Raw genomic sequence first — 25,229 nt, forward strand, 5'->3', positions numbered from 1 at the left:
TATTGTAAAATACGGGAAAGTATTTCAACACAAAGACAGCCACCATACTTAAAAAAAGAAACCCGTCTCTATAATAGAACGGGCTTCTTGTTAATAGTTATCAAAAAATGAATTTACTGTTTTACGATTTTCAGTGTCTGTGCATTATCTGCCGAGGTAACTTTTACCAAATAGGTTCCTGGTGACAAAGCTGACAAATCGAGCGTAGCTTCATCGGCTTGGACAGACTTGTTATATACTTCCTGGCCTAACAGGTTGTAAATCGAAACCATCGTAATTTCCTGCTCGTAAGAAAGGTGAAGTAATTCTCTGACCGGATTAGGATAGGCTTTGACTTGCATAGACTTAAATTCATTTACAGCCAGGGCAGTACAGACGATAGGTGTCAGCGTATTTTTATTAGCGTTGGTTCCGTCTCCCAATTGTCCAACAGTATTAAGCCCCGTTGCATATAGAAAGCCATCGCTATTCATTATCTGTGTGAAAGATTCTCCCGCTGAAATCAAGGTTTTGTCTGCATTGGTACTTACCTGGGTAGGAACGACGATGTTAGTAGTGCTGTTTGTTCCAAAGCCCAGTTCTCCACTTTCGTTTTTGCCCCAGCTCCAAAGAGTGCCATTTGATTTCAGGGCAACGGAATGGTTGATTCCTGCTATGGCCTTTGCCCAATCATTACTTGATCCCACTTGAGTAGGGACTTCGGCTATACTTACGGTTCCCAAGCCTAATTTTCCCTCAGGTCCAAATCCCCATGTCCAAAGTGTCCCGTCTGTCTTGATCCCAAGGTTGTGGGTATAGGCGCCGTTTATGCTTTGCCAGTTGGTGGCTGTGCCAACCTGTGTAGGCACTAACTTGTTAATATTAGTGCCGTCACCTAATTGGTGTGTGCCATTCCAGCCCCATGCCCAAAGCGCTCCTGTGGTTTTAATAGCAAGGGAATGGTTGCCTCCAGTAGCGATAAGGCGCCAATCGGTATCGACTCCTATCTGGATGGGCTGGTTTTTATCAACAAGCGTGTTGTCGCCCAATTGTCCTAGGGAATTTCTGCCCCACGCCCAAAGCGTGCCATTGGTTTTTAGGGCAATGCAATGTCCTCCGGTTGTTCCTCTAGAGGCGCTTATACTTTGCCAATCGGTCGCGGTTCCTATCTTAACCGGAGAAATTTGGCGGGTATTGGCACCATTTCCTAATTGACCCCACGAATTGAATCCCCAGGCCCAGAGTGTCCCGTCGGTCTTTATGGCGAGGGAAAAATTATGTCCGGCACTGATTTTTTGCCAGTCGTTTGCTGTGCCGATCTGCACGGGCATGTTTTTGTCGACCGTGGTGCCGTCTCCCAATTCGCCAGAGCCGTTGTCGCCCCAGGCCCAAAGCGTACCGTCAGTTTTTAAGGCAAGGGTATGATCCGAGCCTGAACTCACTGTCTGCCAGCATTGTGCATAGTTTTGTAATGATAAAAAAATAAAAAATAGGGTAATTGTTTTCTTCATGTTTACTGTGTTTTCTTTTGAATTCGATCCAGAGATCGTTAATTGGATGGATAATTATTTTTTGTTGAATGCAGATCATATCACCCAGCATTTTCAATGTAATGATAAGGGATATGTTCAAAATAATTTCAGCTAATGAATAAGTGTGGCTATTTGAGATATATACGATGGTTTTCAGTACACATTCGTAAGAGATTTACAGTAAAGAATATTTTTCAATAAAAAAGGAGGCGTTTCGCCTCCTTTTTTTTCTTACCATTCGTATGCCAGGAGTATAAATATTGAACAATATGCTTCCCATAAGGGGAGGGTATATCTATCTGATCATTATCCCCAAGATAAATAGTGAAAGGCGACATCACGTTTGTGATGGCTATCGGCTAATTCGGGACAAACTCAAAGCTGTTGGTGTCCGTGCTAAACACGTCGGGATAATATACCTCGCTCAGCCAGATACTGCTTCCCCCTGCGCCGTTAACCAGCGGTAGGGATATGTCGGGTCCGGAACCCGTATCCCATGAGGCCCCGTTGTCCTGATTGTTGAGGAACTTCACCCTGAATTTGGTGATCTTGATTCTGGTAGGGATCTGCGTCTGGCAGTTGGTGCCGGTAAGCACTTGAAAACATAGATAAAGGAAGCCCACGCCATAGCGAGAGCAATCTGCTTATTAATCCATGTTTTCGTATTTTGAAGTTTTGTCGGTTTCAGTCGAAAAGGTTAATAGCTTACGCTAATGATATGTTATTTTATTGTTGTCTATTTCATTCAGATTATTTTATAGATCAAATGTAAATGTTTTTGGATTTCAATATAGAGGATGTAATGTTTTACTGTAGTTATCTAGGAACTCTCCCTAAAAAGAAAACACTCCAGGTTTTCCTGGAGTGCTTCTGGGCATTAAGATCTACTACCACCGCGATCTTAATAAGTGGGCATATATAGAAAAAAAGTTCCCTATTTTAACTAAATCTGTTATATATGCCCGATTAAAAGAAACCTAAACTTAATCTTGCTTGATTATTTTGATAGTTTTCACGGCATTATCGGCTGTTACTTTAACCATATAAGTACCGGAAGGCAAACCAGACATATCAATCTGTCCTTTATCATCGTTTATTGTTCTTGTCATAACTTGCTGTCCGATAAGGTTGAATACGGCAACATCTGTAATGTTCTTGCTATAAGAAAGGTTCAAGATGTTTTTTACCGGGTTCGGATACGCCTTAAAGGCTGTAGTATCGAAATCAGGGTTAGATAAAGACACATCAACAGATATGTTGTCTACATAAATCTGAGCTCTGTCTGTGATTGAATAGGCATTGAAACCTAAATAATATACACCGCTTGTTTGTACTGTGAATGTAGTAGAAGATTCAGCCTGAGTTTCGTTTGTAATAGACGGATAATCTACCAAATTTCTTGTCATCGCATTATAATCAGCAGAAGTACCTATGTTTACTTTCATGCTTTCTACATAAGTAGTGTTACCGCTGTTAGCATACTGGAATTTTAACACATAGTTAATTCCTGGTTCCAATTGTATTCCATTGCTATAAAACCATGCATTAGCCGGATTCGTAGAATTGAAGCCATAGTTCAATACTTTAGAGTTAAATCCGCCCCTGGTGATATTGTCTGTTTTCCAGTTATTTCCAGTACCAGCGTTTTGGCTTGAAGTACATGCTGGCAATGCAGGCGTAGTTGCATCTTCAAAATCAATTAAATAAGGAACTGTTTGCGTTCCACATGCTGTTCTGAAACTGAACGGTCCGGCCCAAGTACTCTTGTCTCCAGAACCACAGTCTCTGCGGACATAGAATTGGTAAGGAGTATTGGCAGAAAGTCCTGAAACCGTATGTTGATTGGCAACTCCTGTAGCTGTAGTTCCTGTACCTTGCGTAAATCCTCTTGGTCCGTATTCAATGTCGAATAAAGTTCCGGCGCTTACCCATGATAATTGTGCTGTCGCAATTGTTAGGCTTCCTGCTGTTCCTCCGGTTGGAGCAGGGCAGGATGGAGGAACGATGACTTCAAAAGTATAATCTTCTGCTTCACCATTTCCTGAATTAAACGAACAAGCGTCAGATGGACTACTGTTGTTATAATCCATACGGATTCTCATTCTGTAATTTCCTACAGGTGTCAATGCCGGTACGGTAATAGTTCCAGTTGAAGCAGCACCATAAGCAGTAGTATTGAATACTCTTTCAGAGGCTTCAAAAGTCATGTTGTTGTTCCAGTCAATCCAGATTGCAAAACCAGAACCGCTGCTATAAGCCGCACTGAAATCAACAGAAGCACCTTCATATTGTTGTACTTTCATTGCAGTATGGTTAGAATAACCGCCTGTTCCTATGTTTGTACCCGTGTTGCTAATGTTTGTTGCACCGCCGGTAGTCGTAAAGCTATTGATATAGTAACTTGTCGAAGTTGCAGTAGGTGTACAATAAGCCGTTGTGAAACGGAATGGTCCAGCCCAAAGACTCTTGTCTCCAGAACCACAGTCTTTACGTACATAGAACTGGTAAGCAGTATCAGCAGTTAAGTTTGTAATGCTGTATGGACTTGTTACACCCGTACCTGTAGTTCCTGTTCCTTGCGTGAATCCGGCAGGTCCGTATTCTACGTCAAATAAGGTCCCGTCGCTAGTCCAAGAAAGTACAGCTGAAGTTGACGTCATGCTTCCAATTCCAAGGTTAGATGGCGGGATGCATGATGGCGGAGCAATTACATCTAATGTATAGTCTTCAGCTTCCCCGTTTCCTGAATTAAATGAACAAGCGTCAGATGGACTGCTGTTGTTAAAATCCATACGGATTCTCATTCTGTAGCTGCCAATAGGAGTTCCAGCCGGAACTGTAAACGTTCCTGTAGCTGCTGCTCCATAAGCAGTAGTGTTGTATACTCTTTCGTCAGCATCAAAAGTCATGTTTTTGTTCCAGTCTACCCAAATAGCAAAACCTGAACCGCTGCTGTATGCTGCGCTAAAACTGATTGTTCTGCCTTCAGATTGCTGTACTTTTAAATTTGAGAAGTTAGAATAGCCTCCGGTTCCTAAAGTAGTACCAGTATTGTTGATGTTTACATATCCTTCTGTAGTAGAGAAATCTCTGATAAAGTAAGAAATCGATGTAGCAGCCGGAAGACAGTATCCGGTTCTGAAACTGAATGGTCCAGCCCATGGGCTCTTATCTCCTGAGCCGCAATCTCTGCGTACATAGTATTGATAAGAAGTATCTGATATCAGTCCGGTAGCATTATAAGGATTTCCAACAGAAGAAACCATAGTTCCTGTTCCTGGTGTGAATCCGGCAGGTCCGTATTCTACGTCAAATGTAGTTCCTTCGCCCATCCAGGAAAGCTGTGCTGTTGTAAAAGTCATATTTCCAGCACCTAGTTCTGTAGGAGGCATACAAGTTGGTGCAGTAGTTACTTCAAAAGTATAGTCTTCTGCTTCACCCGCGTAGGTTATTTCGCCCCAGTCCCAATCTTCATATTCAACAAAGGCACAAGGATTGTTTGGAGAACTTGTATTGTTATCCATCATTATTCTCATTCTGTAGCTACCCAAAGCAGTACCTGCAGGAACAGTGATAGTTCCTGTAGCAGCAGAACCATAAGAAGTAGTATTGAATACTCTTTCAGAAGCTTCAAAAGTCATGTTGTTATTCCAGTCTACCCAGATTGAAAACCCAGATCCACTGCTATACGCTGCGCTAAAGTTTACGGTTCCGCCAGTAAACTGCTGTACTTTCATTGCTGAATAGTTAGAGTAACCTCCAGTACCAAAGCCTGTGTTTAGATTATTGATGTTTATAAAGCCACCAGTAGTTGTAAAGTTCTTTACAAAATAACTTGTAGTGTTAGCCGCTGGCTTACATGGTCCAGTAAAGAAACGGAAAGGCCCAGCCCATGGACTCTTATCGCCTGAACCACAATCTCTACGCACATAGTAGTGGTATGCAGTATCTGGAGTCAGTCCTGTAGCATTATACGGATTGGCAACAGAAGAAACGATAGTTCCTGTTCCTTGTGTGAAACCTGCCGGTCCGTATTCTATGTCAAACACGGTCCCTTCACTCATCCATGAAAACTGTGCTGTTGTATATAATATATTTCCAGCTCCTAATTCTGTAGGAGGCATACAGGTTGGAGGAGTAACTACTTCAATTGTATAGTCTTCTGCCTCTCCATTTCCTGAATTAAACGAGCAAGCATTTGATGGATTACTATTATTATAATCCATACGAATTCTCAAACGATATTCTCCAACTGGAGTTCCGGCTGGAATAGTAAAGCTTCCTGTTGAAGATGAACCATAAGAAGTCGTATTATATACTCTTTCATCGGCATCAAAAGACATGTTTTTGTTCCAGTCTATCCACATAGCAAAACCCGAACTACCGCTATATGCAGCACTAAAGTTAACAACTCCGGTTTCGTAGTGACGTATTTTCATTGCGGTATAATTCGAATAACCGTTGGTTCCAATGCTTGTATTTACGTTATTGATATTGGTAATTCCACCAGTAGTTGTAAAGTCTTTTATGAAGTAACTTGTAGACGTTGCAACCGGAACACAGTATCCTGTATAGAAACGGAAAGGTCCTGCCCAGGCACTCTGGTTTCCTGCCCCACAATTTTTACGGACATAGTACTCGTATGAAGTTTCAGGAGTCAACGCTGTAACATCATAAGGATTTCCAACAGAAGAAGCCATAGTTCCAGTTCCTTGTGCAAAACCAGCAGGTCCATATTCTACGTCAAATACGGTTCCGTCACCCAGCCAAGAAAATTGTGCTGAAGTAAAAGTTGTATTTCCTACTCCAAGATCAGTTGGAGGCAAGCAAGATGGTGTTGGTATTACTTCGAAAGTATAATCTTCTGCTTCCCCGTTTCCTGAATTAAATGAACAAGCGTCCGATGGACTGCTGTTGTTATAATCCATACGGATTCTCATTCTATAGTTACCTAAAGGAGTTCCCGCAGGAACAGCAATAGTTCCCGTAGCAGAAGATCCGTATGCGGTAGTATTGAATACTCTTTCGTCAGCATCGAATGACATGTTGTTGTTCCAGTCTACCCAAATGGCAAAACCAGAACCGCTGCTATAAACCGCACTAAAATTGACAGATCCGCCTTCAAAGTAACTTACCTTCATCGCAGCGTTACCAGAATTATTGGTATAACCGCCTGTTCCAATACCTGAATTTGTATTGTTGATATTGCTTATTCCGCCTGTAGTGACAAAGTCTTTTATAAAGTAGCTGGTAGATGTAGCAACCGGAAGGCAATAGCCTGTGTAAAAGCTATATGGTCCAGACCATACGCTTTTATCACCACCTCCGCAATCAGTGCGTACATAAAACTGATACATTGTATTTGAAGTCAATCCAGTAGCATTATATGGATTAGCGACAGAAGAGGCATGTGTACCGCTACCTAATGCAAAACCTGAAGGTCCGTATTCTATATCGAATATGAATCCTTCGCTCATCCATGAAAGTTGAGCTGAGGTAAATGTAACGTTTCCGGCACCAAGATCTGTTGGTGGCATACATGATGGTGGATCGCCAATCTCTAAAGTATAATCTTCTGCTTCTCCATTTCCAGAATTGAAACCGCATGGATTGTCAGGATTTGACTTATTGTAGTCAGCCAAAACTCTCATACGATAGTTACCATTGGCAGTACCTGCAGGAATAGTAATTGTTCCCGATGCAGAAGATCCGTATTCAGTTGTGTTGAATACTCTTTCAGAAGTCTCAAAAGTCGTATTCCCATTCCAATCAACCCAAATAGCTAAGCCGTAAGTTCCAGTACTATAGGCAGCAGTAAAGTTAATGGTACCGCCGGCTGCCTGACGTACAATTTTTGTAGTAACATTCGAATAACCTCCGGTTCCTATTCCTGAGTTTGTATTTGTAATGTTAAGAAAACCGCCCGTAGTGGTAAAGTCCTTAATAAAGTAGCTGGTTCCTGTAGCTGCAGGTGTACAATAGGCTAATGTACCCGCAGTAGTACTTGTTCTTTGAGGCTGTAGCATTTTCGGCCCTGAATAGGCATAAAGAAAAATACCCATGCCTAAGCAATACAGCAATGTCATCCATTGCTTGGTTCGGAATTTCTTCCGATGGGGATGCGTAAAGTTTTTCATTTTTTAAGTATATTTGATTAAATTAAACAGGCGCTATCACAGCGCTATATTTTTGATATTTTTATTATGTATAAAAGCCATAACAGAATGATATCACTTCATATCTGTATGGCATAGGTATTTTTTATCTTACTCCACAAAGCTTTATGCTAAAAAGTAAGGCGCTCTCCAATTTTAATAGTGTATAACGCAATAATTTTTCATTTAATAAACTATGATGATTTAAAATTTTTTATGAAAAATGTTCGGAGAGCAGCCTTAACATCTTAGCTGATCTCTTACAATTTAACCCAACTAACGAAATTTAAATCTATACCCCCGTATTGCAAATCTCATTGTTGATTGTAAGAGGTCATTATCTTCCAGAGTGTTTTGGGCTTATTATTAAAAAACACTTCCCTGATGTATTCATAAAACTAAACGATGAAAAAAGGAGGGAAGCACTTTGTAATAGAAAAAGAAAGCTGCTCTTTCATTTTTAAGGACTAAAAAGTTGCTGTTAATCAAAATAACTAATCTGAAAAAAAATTACCCAAGCAGCCGTTCTAACTTATTTTATCTATGTGTCTTCATTCTATATTTATGATTAAGTGTCAGATTTCCAATTAAATGTTTTTTTAAAGTGCCTCTAGGCTTTATTTTGTATTAACTAAACCTAAGTTTATGAAGAAACTTGCAGAGGCACTTATTAAAAAAAAATTAGTATTTAGTATTTAATTAATTTTCACTGGTTGATTACAACAAGTCAAAGATTGTTTTTTGTCAGAGATATAACAATACGAAAAAAGTAAATGACAGTTATGAATGAGAATTTGATTGATATCATTCAATAAGTGTATTTTGGAGTTTCTATAATGAGTCTACGTTATTAGATTTGGTGTAAGATTTTACAGTAGTATTAATAGTAAGCAAGTTTTACCATCTTTAAACTTAAAACCCATTAAGTTTTATTTTGTAGGAATTTATTTTAGATTGATAAAATAATTATATTTGAAATATATCTTCTTATAAATTAAATGTTTATGATAGGCAACACAAAAAAAATGTTAACATTAATAGCATTGGGATTATATTCCAGTATGTTCTCACAGTCAGAGGGTATTGTTGGCAGTTCTGCTAACTATTCGGGTTGTATGAGCTATAATACGGGAGAAGTTTTTGTAGTTTTCAAGATTCAAAATGAAGATTTAGTATCAAAACCTTTAGAAACTCCTCCAAAAGAAAAGGAAAATTTACTTAAAGATGTTGATGATATTATTGTATATCCGAATCCCGTATCAGCCATTTTAAATATAAGTTCTATAAGTGGAAAATCCGTAGGAGAAATATTTATTTTTTCTTCAGAAGGCAAGATGGTTTTAAATCAAGAAGTGATAAATAATCAAATAGATTTATCTCGTTTGGCACAAGGAACTTATATACTAAAAACAGATGTTGCCAGTCCAAAGACTTTTAAAATTATTAAGCAATGAGAAAAATAGTTTACTTTTTATTTTTAGTGAGTTTTAATTTGTTCTCACAAACACCACCGCCACAAGGAATAAGCCATAGAGGAACTGTATACAGGTCTAATGGGCAAATTGTTAGTAATGCTAATGTAACAATCAAAGTTGAAATACTAGACTATACAACCAATCCATTTCTAGGTACACCAATATTCACGGAAACATTCTCTCCGATACATACGAATGTATATGGACAGTATAGTATTAACATAGGGAATTCTACTCCAACCAATAATGTCTTATTCAGCCAAATTAATTGGGGGAATAATACTAACAAATACTTAAACATTTTAATCGATCCAGATGGAGGCACTAATTTTACGATATCAGGAGGCAATCAATTATTGAGTGTTCCTTATGCTTTGTTTTCACAAACTTCTCAAAATACCAATACAGCAATCAGGGTATATAATACAATAAGCGAGTTAAGAACAAAAGTGGGAAATCCAGGTGAAATTGTTTACATAAAAGGACATAGCAATTATGGTGATGGTGGTCAGGGAAATTTTATCTGGCGAGATCTTCTTGCAACCGATATCAAATTTCCTGACAATGACGGTACTATTGTTAGACCTGCTGGTGTTGCTACCGGTGGCTGGTTTAGGCTTATTGATGGAAGGATTAATATTAGATACTTTGGTGTCATTGGTTTTGATATACAGGATGGTGAAAAAATTCAAAAAGCCATTGATTTTGCAGCTAAAAACGCAGAAAATTCAAATGCTACTGGCGCCTACTATACTAACAAAACCTACGCTGGATCTGTAGTGTATATACCTACAGGGAATTATTTAATTAAAAACTCTCTAATATTAAAAAGCGGTGTCAGTATTGAAGGAGAAAGTACAGCAACTACCATCTTGACTGCATCAAAAGATCAAAAAAATGGAAATATGATTGAAATGGACTCTGGAAGGATTCTAGGTGTAAATATTTCAAATTTAACTCTAACAGGTGGAGTTAAATTTGATGAAGATAATACAAAAAATGCTATATATTTAAAAGCGAAACCCGCTGGGACTGATAATGATGGAGGACTATGGAACGCTACGTTTAAAAATATACGTATCAACCAATTCAATGGATCTGGGATAGTATTAGAAGGAGGTGGTGGAGCAAACTATAATTATAAGCTTCCTAATCAAGATCTTATATTTGAGAATGTCAATATTGCACGTCAGACAGATGCCTCAGCCTGTTTATTGATTCAAGGGCAGCAAGGACAAATGACTTTTATAAATTGTGGATTTGATGGACGCTACGTAGGTTTTGATAACCCGAATGCAACATCAATGACCATGAGCAAATATTTTAATGTTGTAATTGAAAGTAATGCCCATGTTCAGTCTTCAGTGGTGAAATTTATAACCTGTACTTTCCAGTATTCGGAATATGGCGCTTTTATAAAATTTGGTGAAAACATTACTTTTGATAATTGCTGGTTCGAGATGCTTGATCGTGCAGTTGGTATAGTCCAAAGTAATACTGTACCGCCTCTTCCGAGTAGAGGAATAAATATTATTAATAGTAGATTCGCAAATGCTTCGGGATTTGGATCGTATTATAATAAGGTAACCACAGCAAATGTTATAGGCGGTATTCCTACTGGAAGCTGTATATATACAGAAGGTGCCCAGGTAAATGTGCAAGGAAACTATGTTGCCGTTTCCAATATTTATAATGAAAACAATTTATTTATTAGAAACTACAGTGTTGATTCACAGATAAATGCATCCAACAATTCTTTCCAGGTTCCGCAATTAGGAATGACCTATGGAATTGATAATAATATTATCAATAGTACAGTAAATGCAATCAATGCAGGCGGATATAGATTTGTAACAGTTAATAGTTCTGCTTCACAAATCAATGAGATAAAGTCAGTTTTGAGTGCAGGTGAAACCATAACAATAAGATCCAATGGCAATTATGTGAAGTTTGATACCTCAAAAAATATCTTATTGACCAAAGCAAGTCCAGTTTCTCTTGGTTATGGCGAAACAGCTACTTTTATGAAAGTAGATGGGACTTTTGTAAATGGAGGTGTTACCTATAGAGAATTTTGGCAGCTGATTAGTATTAATAAGGTTAATTAGAAAAACATTATTTCATATGTTTAAAACTGCAAGGTTGAATTGCAGTTTTTTTTAAACCCAAAATCATTTCTCCAAAAGGAAGTAAAGCCTGATTAATTTACAAATGCTAATGCATTGTAAACTACTTTTGCTTTGTCCTTGCTCAATAGTTTTATACTGTCATTATTAACTTTTTCCCATTGGTTTGGTTATTCTCCATTAATTGGTGTGCTTTACTTACAGTTTCAACACTTAATGGGCCTACCACATTTATATCGGATGGACTGATGATCTTCTTATCTATTTTATCAAAAAGATCCTGTAATGAGTTACCATAATAGTCAAGCTTTTCAGAACCATTTTTTAATGATGGTGCATAATTGGCTATATTGACAATAACTGTTGCCTTATCAAATAGCATTTCCTGGGCCTTTTCTGTTGAAAGAAAAGTTACATCAACATAAGTTCCAAAGATATCTACAAGTTCAGCGCATATTTCCGACATTTTACCACCAACTAGATCTATTACATATTCAAAATTTAGATTCTTTTTCTTTAACACATCGATTATATTGTCTTTTTTATAATCAATTATATTGTTCGCATTTAATCCAAGATTTTTTAAATGATGTATACTCTCATTATTTCCTGCGGTTGTATAAATGTTGGTATTTTCATTTGCCAATAATAATTTAATAAGAATGGTCCCAACACCGCCGGCGCCTCCTGCTATAAAAATTGGTTTTTCTTTTGGAATAGAAATTCTATTGAAGCATTGTAAAGCGGTCATCCCAACCATTGGTATTGAAGCTGCTTGCTCAAATGATAAGCTACTTGGATTCTTTGCAACTAATTGGGATGGTACACTGATAAATTCGGTATAAGTTCCATTGGAAGCCAGACTCCCAACATAGGCCGAAATCTTGTCTCCAATTTGAAATGAATTTACATTTCTTCCTAATTCAACAATCTCTCCGGAAAGTTCCCTGCCCAGAATAGGCGATTTTAATAATTTACTTTCAGTTGCACCTTGTCGCATTTGATAATCAATAGGATTAAATGCAGTCGCTTTGATTTTGATTAAGACTTCGTCTTCTTTGACTTTGGGATTTTCGATTTCAGTAAGTTCAAAATTTTCAACTCCTCCAAAACCTTTTAGTATAATAGCTTTCAATGTATCTTTTCTTAAAATTAGTACCAATCCATTTCCATCTTATAAGACATAAAGGAAAGAATAGGGCACTACGAAAATAAGACAAAATCATAGGTAATAAAAGGAATATTTGTATGCTATCGGTTGTCTGTATCACAATAAAAAAATAGATTTTTTAATTGCCAGAGTTTTAACCGTAACCAATGAAATAGAATATATTTGCGGCAAGAGATAAATAGTCAATTTTGTCCAAGCTAAGGTTTCAACTCTGAATTATGAGCATCTACAATTTTATATATTGCTTTTTTTATAAGTTCTGGGAAAAAAGAGGTAGTGACGGCCGGTTAACAGGTAGTATACATGTCTTGTGTGCACTGTTAATTCAACTACTTTTAGTAAGAGAGATTGTTAGAAGCATAACAGGAAGTATAATCTATAAGCTACCTAATTATGGTGAGTATGGAACCAATAAAACAATCTACCTTTTATGGTGTATACCTATGACCATTTGTTGTTTTTTATTTTACAATAAAAATAGAACAAAGAGATTATTGAAGAAATATTATATTGAATATAAGGATAATAAAAAAAACACAATAAGGATTCTCTGCTATTTTGTATTGCCTATACTAGTGCTTATAGCTCTTGGGGTAATTAGGCAAAGATTCTAAAAGATAGTTTGGTTATAGGCCGATGAGTTATGAAACCTTTTTTTCATAGACAAAAATTAAGAACACAAAAATTAAGAATGAATCAATTTAGTTTTAATGTTTATAGGCAATCAAGAGTTTTATGGTGTCTTTTTCTATCCCCATTTTTGTTTATTATCTCTATTATTATTGCATCTCATTTTAATTCCTTTTTTATTGCCTTTTTACTATTTCCAATCTTTTTGACAGTGTTGTATTATTATGTGGTTGGACACATAGTTATAACCGTTAAGGATGAAAAACTAAATTTTGAATGGAAAAGAAAAACATTATTTAATTATAAGGAGATAGAAGTCGTTAATCTTGAAGATATTAAAGTTATAGTTATTGATGAAGGAAGATTATTAAAAAAGATTAAAACTTTGGATAGGGTTATTTATATAAATAATTCAAAAATAGGCTCTCGAGAAGCAACTGATTTTATTACGTATCTGAGAAAAGTTACGAAACCATATAGTCCTGAAATAATTGATAGTTGGGATGAATTTGCTAGAAAAGGATATTTAAAATTAGCCTATAAGCTAACTAATGTTGTCCTGCTTTTTTCAATAATAGCAATCCTAATTTCCATACTATGTAATGCATTTAAAGTACAATTTCTTTTTATCTGTTTGATGTTCATTCCTCAGATGCTATTGCATAGGGCGCACATGAAAAGTAAATTAAAAGAATAAATCAAAAAATACATAGCAAGGTTATAAATGAAAACACTAGATTTTATTTTTTATAGGTTTTATAGAATGCAACTTTCAGTAAACAATTATACTACACCGGTTTTTTCAGCAATACTAGGGATTGTAACCGGGATATCATTTAATTTGACATGTTTATCCTATATCTTGTTTGATTGTATTACTGGTACAATTCCACAAAGAGTGTTTTCACCATTATTTTTTATTTTATCATTTGTCATACCATTAGTTATTCTATCCTTTATTTTTTTATATAAAAAAAGATACAAGCAAATAATTGAACGGTATGAAGATGAAGCAGATTCAGCAGTAATAAAAGGAAATATTTGCATAATAGCCTATTTGGTTTTTACCATTCTTTTTATAGGGTTAATGTTTTATATAATAGCACAAAATCATTAATGGAGCACTAATAATAATCAATTTGATGATTTAACTTAAATAAGTTAAAAAAAACTGTAAGTCAACCTTGCAGTTTTTTTATTATTTTTAAATAAACCATTCCCATGACCTACAAAAAAATACTAAAACTACTCAGCATTCTTCTATTTCTATGGTTCTGCATACACATCATTTACACAATAATTGATGGAAACAAAGACGAAGGAAAGTCAGCTGATATAGCAGTAATTTTAGGGACAACAGTAAATACAGATGGTACTTTGTCTGAACGGTTGGAAAAACGAATGGAATGCGGCCTGAAGCTATACCAAGACGGACGGGTAAAAAAGATTATCGTTAGCGGCGGACTAGGAAAAGAAGGCTTTTTGGAAGGTGATAAAATGAAAAAGTATCTGATAACAAAAGGAATGCTAGATTCTTTGATTATTGTTGACAATAGAGGCGATAATACTACCGCTACTGTAGCAAATACAATTCAAATGAGAGGCAGCCTGCATTACAACAGCGTTATTGTCGTTTCTCAATATTTTCACTTGACGAGAACCAAAATGCTGTTCAAAAAAGAAGGTATTGATAACGTAAGCAGCGTAAGTCCTGATTATTCAGAATACAGAGATTTTTATTCACTGTTCAGAGAATTTTTTGCTTATTATTACGACCGATTAAAATAAGGATATGGAGCCTATACTAAAAACACTTCCCTTAACACGTCTTGTTGGAATGCACAAGGAAATGTCACTAGCCAATAACCAAACATTTGCACTTTGGAGCGCTTTTATGCCCAGACGAAAGGAAGTTATAAACAGCCTGAATACGGGCCTTTTTTCCATGCAGTTATATGACACTACCTATTTTGAAAACTTTAGCTTAGACAGGAAATTTACAAAATGGGCCGCCGTTGCAGTAGATAATTTTGAATCCATTCCTGATGGTATGGAAAGTTACACCATTGAAGGTGGAGAATATGCCGTTTTTACACACAAAGGCGGACCCGAAACCGGAGCAGAAATATTTGGATATATTTTTAATACCTGGCTTCCCAATTCTGACTATGCTCTTGACAATAGAGAACATTTTGAATTATTAGGTGATAAATACAAACACGGAAATCCGGAATCAGAAGAAGAAATCTGGATTCCTGTAAAACCTAAAACGACAGATAAGACAAAAATAGCAGTAGCCCTTTTTGATAAGCTGGCTGATAGGTATCAGGATAAATATATGGACGTAGGATTATATGCCGATTCCTTGAACCTGTTTTGCGATAACATTCTAAAACCAAATGCCTCAATCCTGGAACTTGCTTGCGGGCCTGGCAATGTCACAAAATATTTACTTGAAAAACGTCCGGATTTTAAAATACTGGCTACTGATCTGGCCCCAAGAATGATTGAACTGGCAAAAGCCAATAATCCGTCAGCAACATTCAAACTGATGGACTGTCGGGATTTGGGCAAAGCCCCTAAAAACTATGATGGTATCGTAGCTGCATTTTGCCTGCCTTATCTTTCCAAAGAAGAAACTCAAAAACTCATTGCAGACGCATACAACATACTAGAGCAAGATGGCCTACTTTTCATAAGCACTATGGAAAATGACTATGAAAAATCAGGATGGGAAAAAGGAAGTTCCGGAGATGCTATATATATGCATTATTACCCGGCTGATTTTTTACTGACGACACTACAAACAAACGGATTCACCATAATTGATGAACGCCGTAAAAAATATAATGGACCTACAAACAATCTCGTAACCGACTTACTGTTAATTGCTAGGAAAGAGGAGAAAAGGTTCTAAGGTACTAAGGAACTAAGGGAAAACCTTAGCGCCTTAGCACCTCAGCGCCTCATTACCTTTATTCCCTCAGAACCTCAGCCCCTTAAAAAAACATTTTCCTTTCGGCAAAACCAATATTTTTCCCGACATTTGCAATTCACTTTTTTAAAAAGAATAAACAAATATATTTATGGGAATGAACAAAAACACCATCCTAGGCTGGGCAACCTTTGTCATGGTCTTGATGGGGCTGCTATTAATCGGCTTAGGCATATTCCGTTATGACGACGTAGCCGGTTGGGGTTTTGGAGCAGTAGGAATTGGCTTTTTTGCCATTGCATGGGTTTTCAGCTCGCTAAAAGGCCGTGTATAAAAAACATACGCAAACTATCGATAAAAAGAAATCCGCTGAAAAGCGGATTTTTTTATGAATGGGCCAGCTTACCTGGCGTAATACCAAACTTATTCTTAAAGGCAGTAGTGAAATGCTGCACATACTGATAACCGCAATACGCAGCAACCTCTTTAACCGGCTTATTTTCTTCTAACAGCATGCGTTTTGATTGCTGCATACGGATTTCATGCAGATAACCAAAAACAGTAGTGCCAAAAATCATCTTAAAACCCTTTTTGAGTTTGAAATCATTAAGCCCCACTTTATGAGCGAGTTCCAATAAGGAATAAGGCTGGGCAATATTCTGTTCCAACAATTTTTGAGCATGGTAAATCTTTTCCACATCCTCCTTTTTAAATTTCTCCGAAGCAGGTGTAGCCTGTACACTTTCAAACTGCTCAATCTGCAGCATGAAAAGTTCTAAGATTTTAGATTCCAGAAACAATCGCTTTAAAACACCTTTACGTTTACATTGGCTGATTTCAGAAAGGATAAGATTCATTTGCACCGTTATAGGCATATTGTGTGGACTCAGGCAATTGCTGATTTCCTGCTTGTCAATTTCTTTTAGAAAATTGTCGATTGTCTTACTTTCAGAATCAACAAAACGGTTAAAATAATTTTCTGTAAAGTGGATTTCAAAAACTTCATTTGGCATTTCCTGTTTACCACCGCGAAACTTTCCTTCAAAGTTGCTTGAATAAAAAAAGTTATGCTGCTGAGGTCCGAAAGAATAATCAAATTTGCTATTGAGTGACTCGACTTCGGCACTTCCTGTCAGTGAAAAATGCATCTCAAATACAGAACTGTCACTTTTGGCATGTAGGCATACCTCCTGATTCAATTTCGAACGGCGACGTAAAGTATGTACACCGTCAAACCATATTTCAGAAATATCGGTATATCCAATCCTGTTATCAAACAATTGGGTTTCCTGCTCAATGATTTCTGTTAGGCCATCATAAGCTGCATGGAAATCTTTTTCAAAAAGAATCTCATCCAGATCGCTATCATTTATGGTAATTTTCATGCTTATCCGTTTAACGTAAAACAACATCCGTCTTGCGTAACTAAAATAAGCAAGAAAGACTGACATTTGTACAAAGATAATTATTTAGAATCAATCTAAACAAATAAAAAATCAAAAATGACGACAGTACCAAAATGGCTGGGAGATACCATGGAAGTTGTGTATCAACGGTTCATGCATGAAATGGTTATAACCGATATAGAATATTTAGATAAAAAATTAAAAAGAGTACGCTTTGAAGGTGATTTCAGAAAAATAAAATTTACACCGGGTAATGTAATCAAGGTACGGGTAAACGATACGGAATACCGCCATTATACCTTGTCGGCCTTTGATGCCAAAGCAGGATTTTGTGAAATTGTTTTCTATCTGCATGGCCTGGGACCGGGAAGTTTATGGGCAGAAGGATTAAAAATGGGAGACAAAGCAAAACTATTAGGTCCGGGCGGAAAATTGCATTATTCCGAAAACCGGGAAAACCATTTTTTATTTGGCGATGAAACTTCCTTGGGCTGGATGAAATGTATGGAAGAAGAAGCCGAACGCAGAGGAGAGTTTTTCTTTGGTTTTGCAGAACTTGATGAAGCTCATCAGGATTGGGCGAGTAGGTTGGGAAGCTCAGTAAAAATTGTTGACAAATCAGCAGATTTTCCCGCACAGCCTGTTATTGATATCGTAAAAGAATGGGAAGAAGATTTCTGGGCGACAGCCGGAGATACGGTTTTTTACCTGACGGGACGTACAAAGTCAATTCAGGCTTTCCGTAAATTTTTGCTGTCAAAAGGAATCAGCAGTAAAAAAATAAAAACAGAACCCTATTGGGCAGAAGGGAAAAGCGGACTATAACAGCCCGCTTTTTTTATTCAGTACATTTAATTAGTGAGCAGAAACAGCTTTTAGACCCACAATTGAAGCAATCAATGTCACGATAAAAAAGATCCTCCAGAAATTAGCTGGGTCTTTAAAAACAAATATTCCAAGTAATACGGTTCCTACAGCACCAATACCTGTCCAAACAGCATAGGCCGTTCCAAGCGGAAGATTTTGGGTAGCTTTAATCAACAACGACATACTAATAATACACGCAACAAGAAATCCTCCATACCAGGCATAGGCTTCATTACCTGTGGCTTCTTTAGCTTTACCTAAACAAAAGGTAAAAGCAACTTCAAATAATCCTGCAATGACTAAGATAATCCAGTTCATAAACTTTTTTCTTTAAAAATTCTATACAAAGGTCGTTTCTTAGGATGGAACCTTTTTTTACAAATGATAAAAAATATTAAAAAGATGCTAAGCTGCTAAGGTGCTAAGTTTATATAAAAAGGTACTAAGTAGCTAAGGCACTGAGGTGCTGAGGTAATATATTTTGTGAATAAAAGAGAAAGTTATTGAAAGTAGATTTTATGTATCTTCTGTCATTTGATATAGCTCTCTTATTTTATTTCAGCCCTGATTCGGCTAAGGCTGACCTGAGTAATGCCCAGATAAGAGGCAATATAACCAAGCTGTATTCTTTGTACAAAATCAGGATTGTCTTTCAATAATTCCAGATAGCGCTCCTTTGCCGACTTGAACAGTTTGGAGATGAGCCGTTCTTCAGTTTGAACCAAAAGGCTTTCTGCAAATTTACGTCCCCAATTGGCTATGCTGATATCTTCAAGGAAAAGCTGTTGAAGGTCTTTGTTTTTGATTTCATACAATTCGCAATCTTCCAACAATTCTACGCATTCATAACCAGGAAGATTAGCTACATAACTCTTCATTGAAACAATTGGACTGCCTTCTTTGCCAAACCAAAAAGTGATATCTTTTTCTTCCTTTGGAGCAAACGCCCTAACCATACCTTTTTTTATAAAATAAATAGAAGTCTCAGTCTTGTCAGCTTCCAGAAGGATATGTCCTTTTGATAATCGGATTTCAGTGCTATATCCCAAGATTTTTTGTGCCGCTTCTTGAGAAAGCGGATATATTTGATTCAGTATTTCGAGAAGTTTCATTCAGGATAAATGTTTCTGCAAGGTAAGTTTTTTTCTGAAAAATGGAAAGAGGTTAGGAGAGGTACTAAGGTGCTAAGGTTATGAGGTGCTAAGAGGCTAAGGCACTGAGTTTCTAAGTTTGTGTGTTTTATATGTGTATGAGAAAATCATTGAAAAGTAATTTTTGTATCTTCTTTCATTTGATGTGGACTTCTGAAATCTGTATATCATTTTAATTTGTGGCTGAAATAAAAAAAGGTATTAAATTGCTAAGGTTCTAGGGCTTTTCCTTAGCTCCTTAGCACCTTAGTCCCTATATTTTTTATAAAATAATATAAAGACGTTAATTTTGTTGTAAAAGAATATTTATAAATCCAATAATGAGAGAAAAAGATTATTTTTGAAAGACTTGTATAACTGTTCTAATCTCTCTTTGATTGATGAAAATTACTTCTTTTATTACTCTATTCTTATTTGCCGTTCAGCTCGCTTTCAGCCAGTCTGAAAAACCAGTTTATGGAAAGGTCACTACTGATGGTTTTCCAGTTGGAGGCATTGAAGTTATCAATCAGACAAAAGGTTCAGTGGTGGTAACAGATGTTTCCGGAAAATTTTCTATCCCGGCAAAAGTTGGTGATGTCCTGATTTTTGCAGGAAAGAATTATACAACCAGAAGGATTACCCTTAATCAGAAAAATTTTGGAAAAGCAGGTGTCGAGACAAACATGAATCAGGAAGCCATACAATTGGTAGAAGTAGAAATCACTAAAGAAGTTGACGATGTAAAGCTACAGGCTCCCGTTGCTGTGCCATTGCGATCTGTAGATAATATACTAAATTCTCCAACAAATATGATGGTGTATAATGGAGCCATAAATCAAGGGCTTAATTTTGTGGCTATTGGTAAAATGATTGGGAAACTTTTTAAAGGAAAAAATAAAGATAATGTTATATCTAACATAGAAATGAAGGAGTATGTTTCTGATAATTTCAATAAAGACTTTTTTATCAACACTTTAAAGTTAAAAGAAGACGAGATAGACATTTTCCTTGAATTCTGTTACGCTGATCCTAAGATGGTATCTCTTGTCAATAACAATAATGTGTTGGAAACAAGCGACTTTTTGATTTCAAAAAAGGAAGAATTCAGAAAATTAAAAAACTAGATTAGTTCCATAAGTAAAAGTCTCCCGAATCTTATTTAGCTTTTACAACTGTAATCTTTGCGGCTCTGCGGCTTTGCGAGCACAATTTTCACGCAAAGATGCAGAGTCGCAAAACATACAACATATCGTTTCGAGAATCAATAAATTAAAATTTAAAATGAGAATACTATCAGTAAGGCAAGAGCCTGAATATAAAGATATAGCCATAAAATACCTTCAGCAAAGTTGGCCTGAAGTTTCACCAATTATGTATGAAGACTGCATTTCAAATTGTATTGATGCTGAACAATTTCTGCCACAATGGTATCTGTTGGAAAAAGACAATGAAATAATAGGCTGTGCAGGATTGATAACTAATGATTTTATCAGCAGAGGAGATTTATATCCCTGGCTTTGTGCTTTATATATTGATGAAAAGCACAGAGGAAACGGCTATGCAGCCTTATTCTTTGAAAAAGCAAAGCAGGATACCAAAACTGGCGGATTCAAATACCTGAATTTATGCACAGACCATATTGGCTATTACGAAAAATATGGTTTCCGATATATTGGACAAGGCTATCATCCCTGGGAAGAAGAATCGAGAATCTACCAGATAGAAGTATAAAAAAAGGAAGTATTTTTCCTTAAGAATTTCTATTGAGGTGTTTTTTGCTTTCTTTCTATTTCCGACTATCTTTGTAGCTTGTGAACACGAATTAACGTATAAAATAAATAAAACTCATGTCAGACGATAAGAAGGTAATTTTTTCGATGCAGAAAGTAAGCAAGACTTACCAAAGCAGCGACAAGCAAGTATTAAAAAACATATACCTTAGTTTCTTTTACGGAGCTAAGATTGGTATTCTTGGACTTAACGGTTCGGGAAAATCATCTTTATTAAGAATCATCGCCGGAGTTGATAAAAACTATCAGGGTGATGTGGTTTTCGCACCGGGCTATACAGTAGGTTATTTGGAGCAGGAGCCTCAATTGGATGAAAACAAAACCGTAATTGAAATCGTAAGAGAAGGTGTGGCTGAAACCATGGCTGTTTTAGACGAGTTCAACAAAATCAACGACCAGTTCGGATTGCCGGAAGTTTATGAAGATGCAGACAAAATGCAGAAACTGATGGATCGTCAGGCAGAACTTCAGGATAAGATAGACGCTTTGGGTGCCTGGGAAATCGATACCAAGCTAGAAATTGCTATGGACGCTTTGCGTACTCCGGAACCGGATACACCAATAAAAGTACTTTCAGGAGGAGAAAGAAGACGTGTGGCATTATGTAGGCTTTTATTACAGCAGCCAGATGTACTTTTGCTTGATGAGCCTACCAACCACTTAGATGCAGAATCTGTATTGTGGTTAGAGCAGCACCTTGCACAATATGCTGGAACTGTAATTGCCGTAACCCACGACCGTTATTTCTTAGACAACGTTGCTGGCTGGATTTTGGAATTGGATAGAGGTGAAGGTATTCCGTGGAAAGGAAACTATTCTTCATGGCTTGACCAGAAATCTACGAGAATGGCACAAGAAGAAAAAGTAGCTTCCAAAAGAAGAAAAACATTGGAACGAGAGTTGGATTGGGTACGTCAAGGAGCCAAAGGCCGTCAGACCAAACAAAAAGCACGTTTGCAAAACTATGACAAGCTTTTAAATGAAGACCAAAAACAACTGGATGAAAATCTGGAAATCTATATCCCGAACGGGCCTCGTTTGGGAACAAATGTAATCGAAGCAAAAGGCGTAGCAAAAGGTTATGGCGACAAACTTTTGTATGAAGATTTGAATTTTACATTGCCGCAGGCTGGAATTGTTGGTATTATCGGGCCAAACGGTGCGGGTAAGACTACTATTTTCAGAATGATTATGGGCGAAGAAACTCCGGATAAAGGAGAATTTACTATTGGAGAGACTGTTAAGATTGCTTACGTTGACCAAAGCCACTCCAACATTGATCCTAATAAATCAATCTGGGAAAACTTCTGTGATGGACAGGAATTAATCATGATGGGAGGAAAGCAGGTAAACTCAAGAGCTTATCTGAGCCGATTTAACTTTGGAGGAAGCGACCAAAACAAAAAAGTAAGCACACTTTCCGGTGGAGAAAGAAACCGTCTGCATTTGGCTATGACGCTAAAAGAAGAAGGAAACGTATTGCTTCTGGATGAGCCTACCAACGATTTGGATATCAATACGCTTCGTGCTCTGGAAGAAGGTCTTGAGAATTTTGCAGGCTGTGCGGTTGTTATTTCCCACGACCGTTGGTTTCTGGACAGAATTTGTACGCACATTCTTGCGTTTGAAGGAAATTCTGAAGTTTATTTCTTTGAAGGAAGTTTCTCTGATTATGAGGAAAATAAGAAAAAACGCTTAGGCGGCGACCTGACTCCAAAACGTATCAAATACAAAAAATTAATACGAAATTAAAAAACAACAAAATCTCGGTTCACGCCGAGATTTTTTTCATTATATAAGTATATTTGGATAAAAATTATCTATGCCCCGAAGTAGAATAATTTCATATGTTCTTATCCTATTATTTTTTTGCAATCTGTCCTTTTCACAAGAAAAGGATTCATTAAGGAAAGTAAGAGTTCGGATATATGATCTCATATGCAAAGCCGATGGCCTACTCATAGACCTAAAATATATGGAATCGTTACAGGTTTCAAAACAGGCTCTAAATTTGGCTTACAAGAACAAGCAATACGACTATGTTGCGATGTCCTACAATACTATTGCCGGCTGCCATGAAGAACTCCTGAATACGAAAATGGCGTTGGCCTATTATAAGAAAGCGCTCCAATATTCTGAAAAAACCAATAATGACACAATAAAAGACTGGATTCACAACAATATCGGCAATCTTTATAATTTTATGATTAAAGATTTTGATAAAGGAATCTACCATTACAAAAAATCACTGCAATACGCTAATAAAGGCGAAGATACTACTGAGATTATCTTTACGGAAATGAACCTGACGTGGGCTTATTTCAACAAAAAAGATTTTGAACAAGGATATCCCTATCTCAAAAATGTCGAAAAAAATCTTGACAAGTATGGTGACATTGAGTCGAGAGTAATTGTAAACAATCTTTTGGGAATGTATTACAGTAATAAGGGGAATAACAAGCTGGCCAGTTTTTATTTCAAGACCGCTATTGACTACGGTATCCGATACAAACAGCAGAATGCCTTGGCTGATACGTATGCAGAATATTCAAAACATCTTTTTAAAGTCAAGGATTATAAAAATGCCTATCTGAGCAAAATTGATTATGAAAAGCTAAAAGACGATTTGCACAATCATGAAAAAATGAAAAGTGCACAGATAGCTGGAGTTCAAATTGAATTAGATGAATCCAGAAGAAAAATTGATAAGATTGAACTGGAAAAATATGCGCAGCAGGAAAATCTTAAGAATTCAAAAATCATAGTTATCCTGTTTCTGGCCATACTTATTATTTTATTGTTACTGCTTTATACTTTCTATAAAAACAGCATCTATAGAAAGAAAGTTAACCAGCAGCTTTTAGAAAGTAATGCTGAATTAAAAATTGCAAAAGACAAGGCCGAAGAATCTTCTAAACTAAAAAGCCAGTTTATTTCTACCGTAACCCATGAATTAAGAACACCATTATATGGAGTTATTGGAATTACGAACCTGATTCTGGACGAACACAAAGAATTAGAAAATAGCCAACATATCAATTCTTTGAAATTTTCGGCGCGTTATCTTCTTTCGCTTGTTAACGACCTGTTACAGATTCACAAAATAGAAGATAAGAAGATAGTCCTTGAAGAGTTGCCACTCAACATTATGGACGAAATTGAAAAAGTCAAAGAAGCCTTGCAGTTTATTGCTATCAAAAACAATAACAAGGTCATTATTGATATAGACATAGAAATCCCGGAATACCTCATAGGCGATAAGCTGCGTCTGTCCCAGATTTTAGTAAACCTTACGAGCAATGCCCTAAAATTTACGCAAAACGGAACCATACGATTAGCCGCCGCATTAGAGAAGAAAGTTGGCAATATACATTATATCAAATTTGAAATTGTAGACAATGGATGCGGTATTGCGATAGAGAATCAAAATAAAATCTTTGAAAAGTTTGTGCAGATTGACAGGAAAGAGGGCGATTATCAGGGAACAGGACTTGGCTTATCGATAGTAAAACGCCTTTTAGAACTTTTAGGAAGCACAATCCATCTGGAAAGCAGAGAAGGTGAGGGGACAACCGTAACCTTTACTATTCCTTTTGAATACGATGCTAAAGCGACACAATCTTATATTGAAAATATTGACGTGGATACTACAAATACTTCTTCTTATAAAATTCTTGTTGTTGAAGACAATAAGATCAATCAGATGGTAACTAAAAAAATCATCGAGAAAAATAATTACCAATGCGTTGTTGTCGATGATGGTTATGCAGCTCTTGAAATTCTTGACAAAGAAAACTTTGATGTCATCCTGATGGATATCAATATGCCGGTCATCAACGGATTTGAAACAACACGTATGATTCGCGATAAAGGCATACAGGTTCCTATAATTGCGCTCACAGCATTTGATAAAGACGAAATTACAGACGAAGCAAGATTGTCTGGCATGGACGATATCCTAATCAAACCATTTGAACCGCTTCGCCTGTTTCAGATTATTAACAGCCAGATTGCAAAGCAGATACATTAA

17 protein-coding genes are annotated in these 25,229 nt (G+C 36.7%); 11 read left to right on the forward strand and 6 right to left on the reverse strand.

Translation table 11 applies throughout. The features are described from left to right. Positions 1–113: 113 nt before the first annotated feature. Both ABH942_RS08375 and ABH942_RS08380 read right to left on the reverse strand, forming a co-directional pair. Positions 114–1,490, reverse strand: coding sequence for a T9SS type A sorting domain-containing protein (locus ABH942_RS08375; protein WP_370030984.1), 1,377 nt, complete (start codon positions 1,488–1,490; stop codon positions 114–116). Between the two features lie 1,004 nt (positions 1,491–2,494). Then, a complete protein-coding gene (locus ABH942_RS08380) occupies positions 2,495–7,648 on the reverse strand; it encodes a GEVED domain-containing protein (RefSeq protein WP_370030986.1) in 5,154 nt (1,717 codons plus the stop codon). A gap of 1,022 nt (positions 7,649–8,670) precedes the next feature. On the opposite strand from ABH942_RS08380, the gene ABH942_RS08385 reads away from it, so the two are divergent. Beyond that, on the forward strand, positions 8,671–9,120 hold the full coding sequence (locus ABH942_RS08385; RefSeq protein ID WP_370030988.1) for a T9SS type A sorting domain-containing protein: 450 nt from the start codon (positions 8,671–8,673) through the stop codon (positions 9,118–9,120). After that, on the forward strand, positions 9,117–11,249 hold the full coding sequence (locus tag ABH942_RS08390; protein ID WP_370030990.1) for a glycosyl hydrolase family 28-related protein: 2,133 nt from the start codon (positions 9,117–9,119) through the stop codon (positions 11,247–11,249). Before ABH942_RS08385 ends, ABH942_RS08390 begins: the two co-directional genes overlap by 4 nt. 151 nt (positions 11,250–11,400) lie before the next feature. On the opposite strand, the gene ABH942_RS08395 is transcribed toward ABH942_RS08390, so the two are convergent. Next, positions 11,401–12,402, reverse strand: coding sequence for a zinc-binding alcohol dehydrogenase family protein (locus ABH942_RS08395; protein ID WP_370030992.1), 1,002 nt, complete (start codon positions 12,400–12,402; stop codon positions 11,401–11,403). Between the two features lie 877 nt (positions 12,403–13,279). Here ABH942_RS08395 and ABH942_RS08400 point away from each other — a divergent pair. From ABH942_RS08400 to ABH942_RS08415, 4 genes are all read left to right on the forward strand, one after another. Then, on the forward strand, positions 13,280–13,765 hold the full coding sequence (locus tag ABH942_RS08400; protein ID WP_370030994.1) for a hypothetical protein: 486 nt from the start codon (positions 13,280–13,282) through the stop codon (positions 13,763–13,765). A 524-nt stretch (positions 13,766–14,289) separates the two neighbouring features. Continuing rightward, positions 14,290–14,856 (forward strand): YdcF family protein, encoded by a 567-nt coding sequence (locus tag ABH942_RS08405; protein ID WP_370030996.1) that lies wholly within the window; start codon positions 14,290–14,292, stop codon positions 14,854–14,856. Between the two features lie 4 nt (positions 14,857–14,860). Beyond that, positions 14,861–15,985 (forward strand): GyrI-like domain-containing protein, encoded by a 1,125-nt coding sequence (locus ABH942_RS08410; protein ID WP_370030998.1) that lies wholly within the window; start codon positions 14,861–14,863, stop codon positions 15,983–15,985. Between the two features lie 169 nt (positions 15,986–16,154). Continuing rightward, entirely contained in the window at positions 16,155–16,337 is a 183-nt protein-coding gene (locus ABH942_RS08415; protein WP_056073191.1) for a CAL67264 family membrane protein, read from the forward strand. Positions 16,338–16,389: 52 nt separating this feature from the next. Here ABH942_RS08415 and ABH942_RS08420 read toward each other — a convergent pair whose 3' ends face one another. Next, complete coding sequence (locus ABH942_RS08420) at positions 16,390–17,388, reverse strand: helix-turn-helix domain-containing protein (protein WP_370031000.1); 999 nt, start codon at positions 17,386–17,388, stop codon at positions 16,390–16,392. 117 nt (positions 17,389–17,505) lie between these two features. Here ABH942_RS08420 and ABH942_RS08425 point away from each other — a divergent pair, with 117 nt between their 5' ends. Continuing rightward, positions 17,506–18,234: a siderophore-interacting protein gene (locus ABH942_RS08425; RefSeq protein WP_370031002.1), complete on the forward strand. Its 729-nt coding sequence runs from the start codon at positions 17,506–17,508 to the stop codon at positions 18,232–18,234. Between the two features lie 30 nt (positions 18,235–18,264). Here ABH942_RS08425 and ABH942_RS08430 read toward each other — a convergent pair whose 3' ends face one another. Beyond that, entirely contained in the window at positions 18,265–18,594 is a 330-nt protein-coding gene (locus tag ABH942_RS08430; RefSeq protein WP_370031003.1) for a multidrug efflux SMR transporter, read from the reverse strand. A gap of 230 nt (positions 18,595–18,824) precedes the next feature. Beyond that, positions 18,825–19,388: a Crp/Fnr family transcriptional regulator gene (locus ABH942_RS08435; protein ID WP_370031004.1), complete on the reverse strand. Its 564-nt coding sequence runs from the start codon at positions 19,386–19,388 to the stop codon at positions 18,825–18,827. A 419-nt stretch (positions 19,389–19,807) separates the two neighbouring features. Between ABH942_RS08435 and ABH942_RS08440 the strand changes: the two genes are divergently transcribed. The 4 genes from ABH942_RS08440 (at position 19,808) to ABH942_RS08455 (ending at position 25,229) form a co-directional block, all read left to right on the forward strand. Next, positions 19,808–20,533, forward strand: a complete 726-nt coding sequence (locus ABH942_RS08440) for a hypothetical protein (protein ID WP_370031006.1) — start codon at positions 19,808–19,810, stop codon at positions 20,531–20,533. A gap of 157 nt (positions 20,534–20,690) precedes the next feature. Then, positions 20,691–21,140 carry a GNAT family N-acetyltransferase gene (locus ABH942_RS08445; RefSeq protein WP_370031008.1) on the forward strand — a complete coding sequence of 150 codons (450 nt, stop codon included), beginning with the start codon at positions 20,691–20,693 and terminating at the stop codon, positions 21,138–21,140. A 116-nt stretch (positions 21,141–21,256) separates the two neighbouring features. Then, complete coding sequence (ettA, locus tag ABH942_RS08450) at positions 21,257–22,951, forward strand: energy-dependent translational throttle protein EttA (RefSeq protein ID WP_370031010.1); 1,695 nt, start codon at positions 21,257–21,259, stop codon at positions 22,949–22,951. A 223-nt stretch (positions 22,952–23,174) separates the two neighbouring features. Then, positions 23,175–25,229 carry an ATP-binding protein gene (locus ABH942_RS08455; RefSeq protein ID WP_370031012.1) on the forward strand — a complete coding sequence of 685 codons (2,055 nt, stop codon included), beginning with the start codon at positions 23,175–23,177 and terminating at the stop codon, positions 25,227–25,229.

The sequence above is a fragment of the Flavobacterium sp. 28YEA47A genome (assembly GCF_041262125.1).
Taxonomy (GTDB): Bacteria; Bacteroidota; Bacteroidia; order Flavobacteriales; family Flavobacteriaceae; genus Flavobacterium.

Bases quoted from the DNA above. Each gene is read 5' to 3' on its own strand.
- ABH942_RS08375 (WP_370030984.1), bottom strand. From the start codon at position 1,490: ATGAAGAAAACAATTACCCTATTTTTTATTTTTTTATCATTACAAAAC.
- ABH942_RS08380 (WP_370030986.1), bottom strand. From the start codon at position 7,648: ATGAAAAACTTTACGCATCCCCATCGGAAGAAATTCCGAACCAAGCAA.
- ABH942_RS08385 (WP_370030988.1), top strand. From the start codon at position 8,671: ATGATAGGCAACACAAAAAAAATGTTAACATTAATAGCATTGGGATTA.
- ABH942_RS08390 (WP_370030990.1), top strand. From the start codon at position 9,117: ATGAGAAAAATAGTTTACTTTTTATTTTTAGTGAGTTTTAATTTGTTC.
- ABH942_RS08405 (WP_370030996.1), top strand. From the start codon at position 14,290: ATGACCTACAAAAAAATACTAAAACTACTCAGCATTCTTCTATTTCTA.
- ABH942_RS08410 (WP_370030998.1), top strand. From the start codon at position 14,861: ATGGAGCCTATACTAAAAACACTTCCCTTAACACGTCTTGTTGGAATG.
- ABH942_RS08415 (WP_056073191.1), top strand. From the start codon at position 16,155: ATGGGAATGAACAAAAACACCATCCTAGGCTGGGCAACCTTTGTCATG.
- ABH942_RS08420 (WP_370031000.1), bottom strand. From the start codon at position 17,388: ATGAAAATTACCATAAATGATAGCGATCTGGATGAGATTCTTTTTGAA.
- ABH942_RS08425 (WP_370031002.1), top strand. From the start codon at position 17,506: ATGACGACAGTACCAAAATGGCTGGGAGATACCATGGAAGTTGTGTAT.
- ABH942_RS08430 (WP_370031003.1), bottom strand. From the start codon at position 18,594: ATGAACTGGATTATCTTAGTCATTGCAGGATTATTTGAAGTTGCTTTT.
- ABH942_RS08435 (WP_370031004.1), bottom strand. From the start codon at position 19,388: ATGAAACTTCTCGAAATACTGAATCAAATATATCCGCTTTCTCAAGAA.
- ABH942_RS08440 (WP_370031006.1), top strand. From the start codon at position 19,808: ATGAAAATTACTTCTTTTATTACTCTATTCTTATTTGCCGTTCAGCTC.
- ABH942_RS08445 (WP_370031008.1), top strand. From the start codon at position 20,691: ATGAGAATACTATCAGTAAGGCAAGAGCCTGAATATAAAGATATAGCC.
- ettA (WP_370031010.1), top strand. From the start codon at position 21,257: ATGTCAGACGATAAGAAGGTAATTTTTTCGATGCAGAAAGTAAGCAAG.
- ABH942_RS08455 (WP_370031012.1), top strand. From the start codon at position 23,175: ATGGAATCGTTACAGGTTTCAAAACAGGCTCTAAATTTGGCTTACAAG.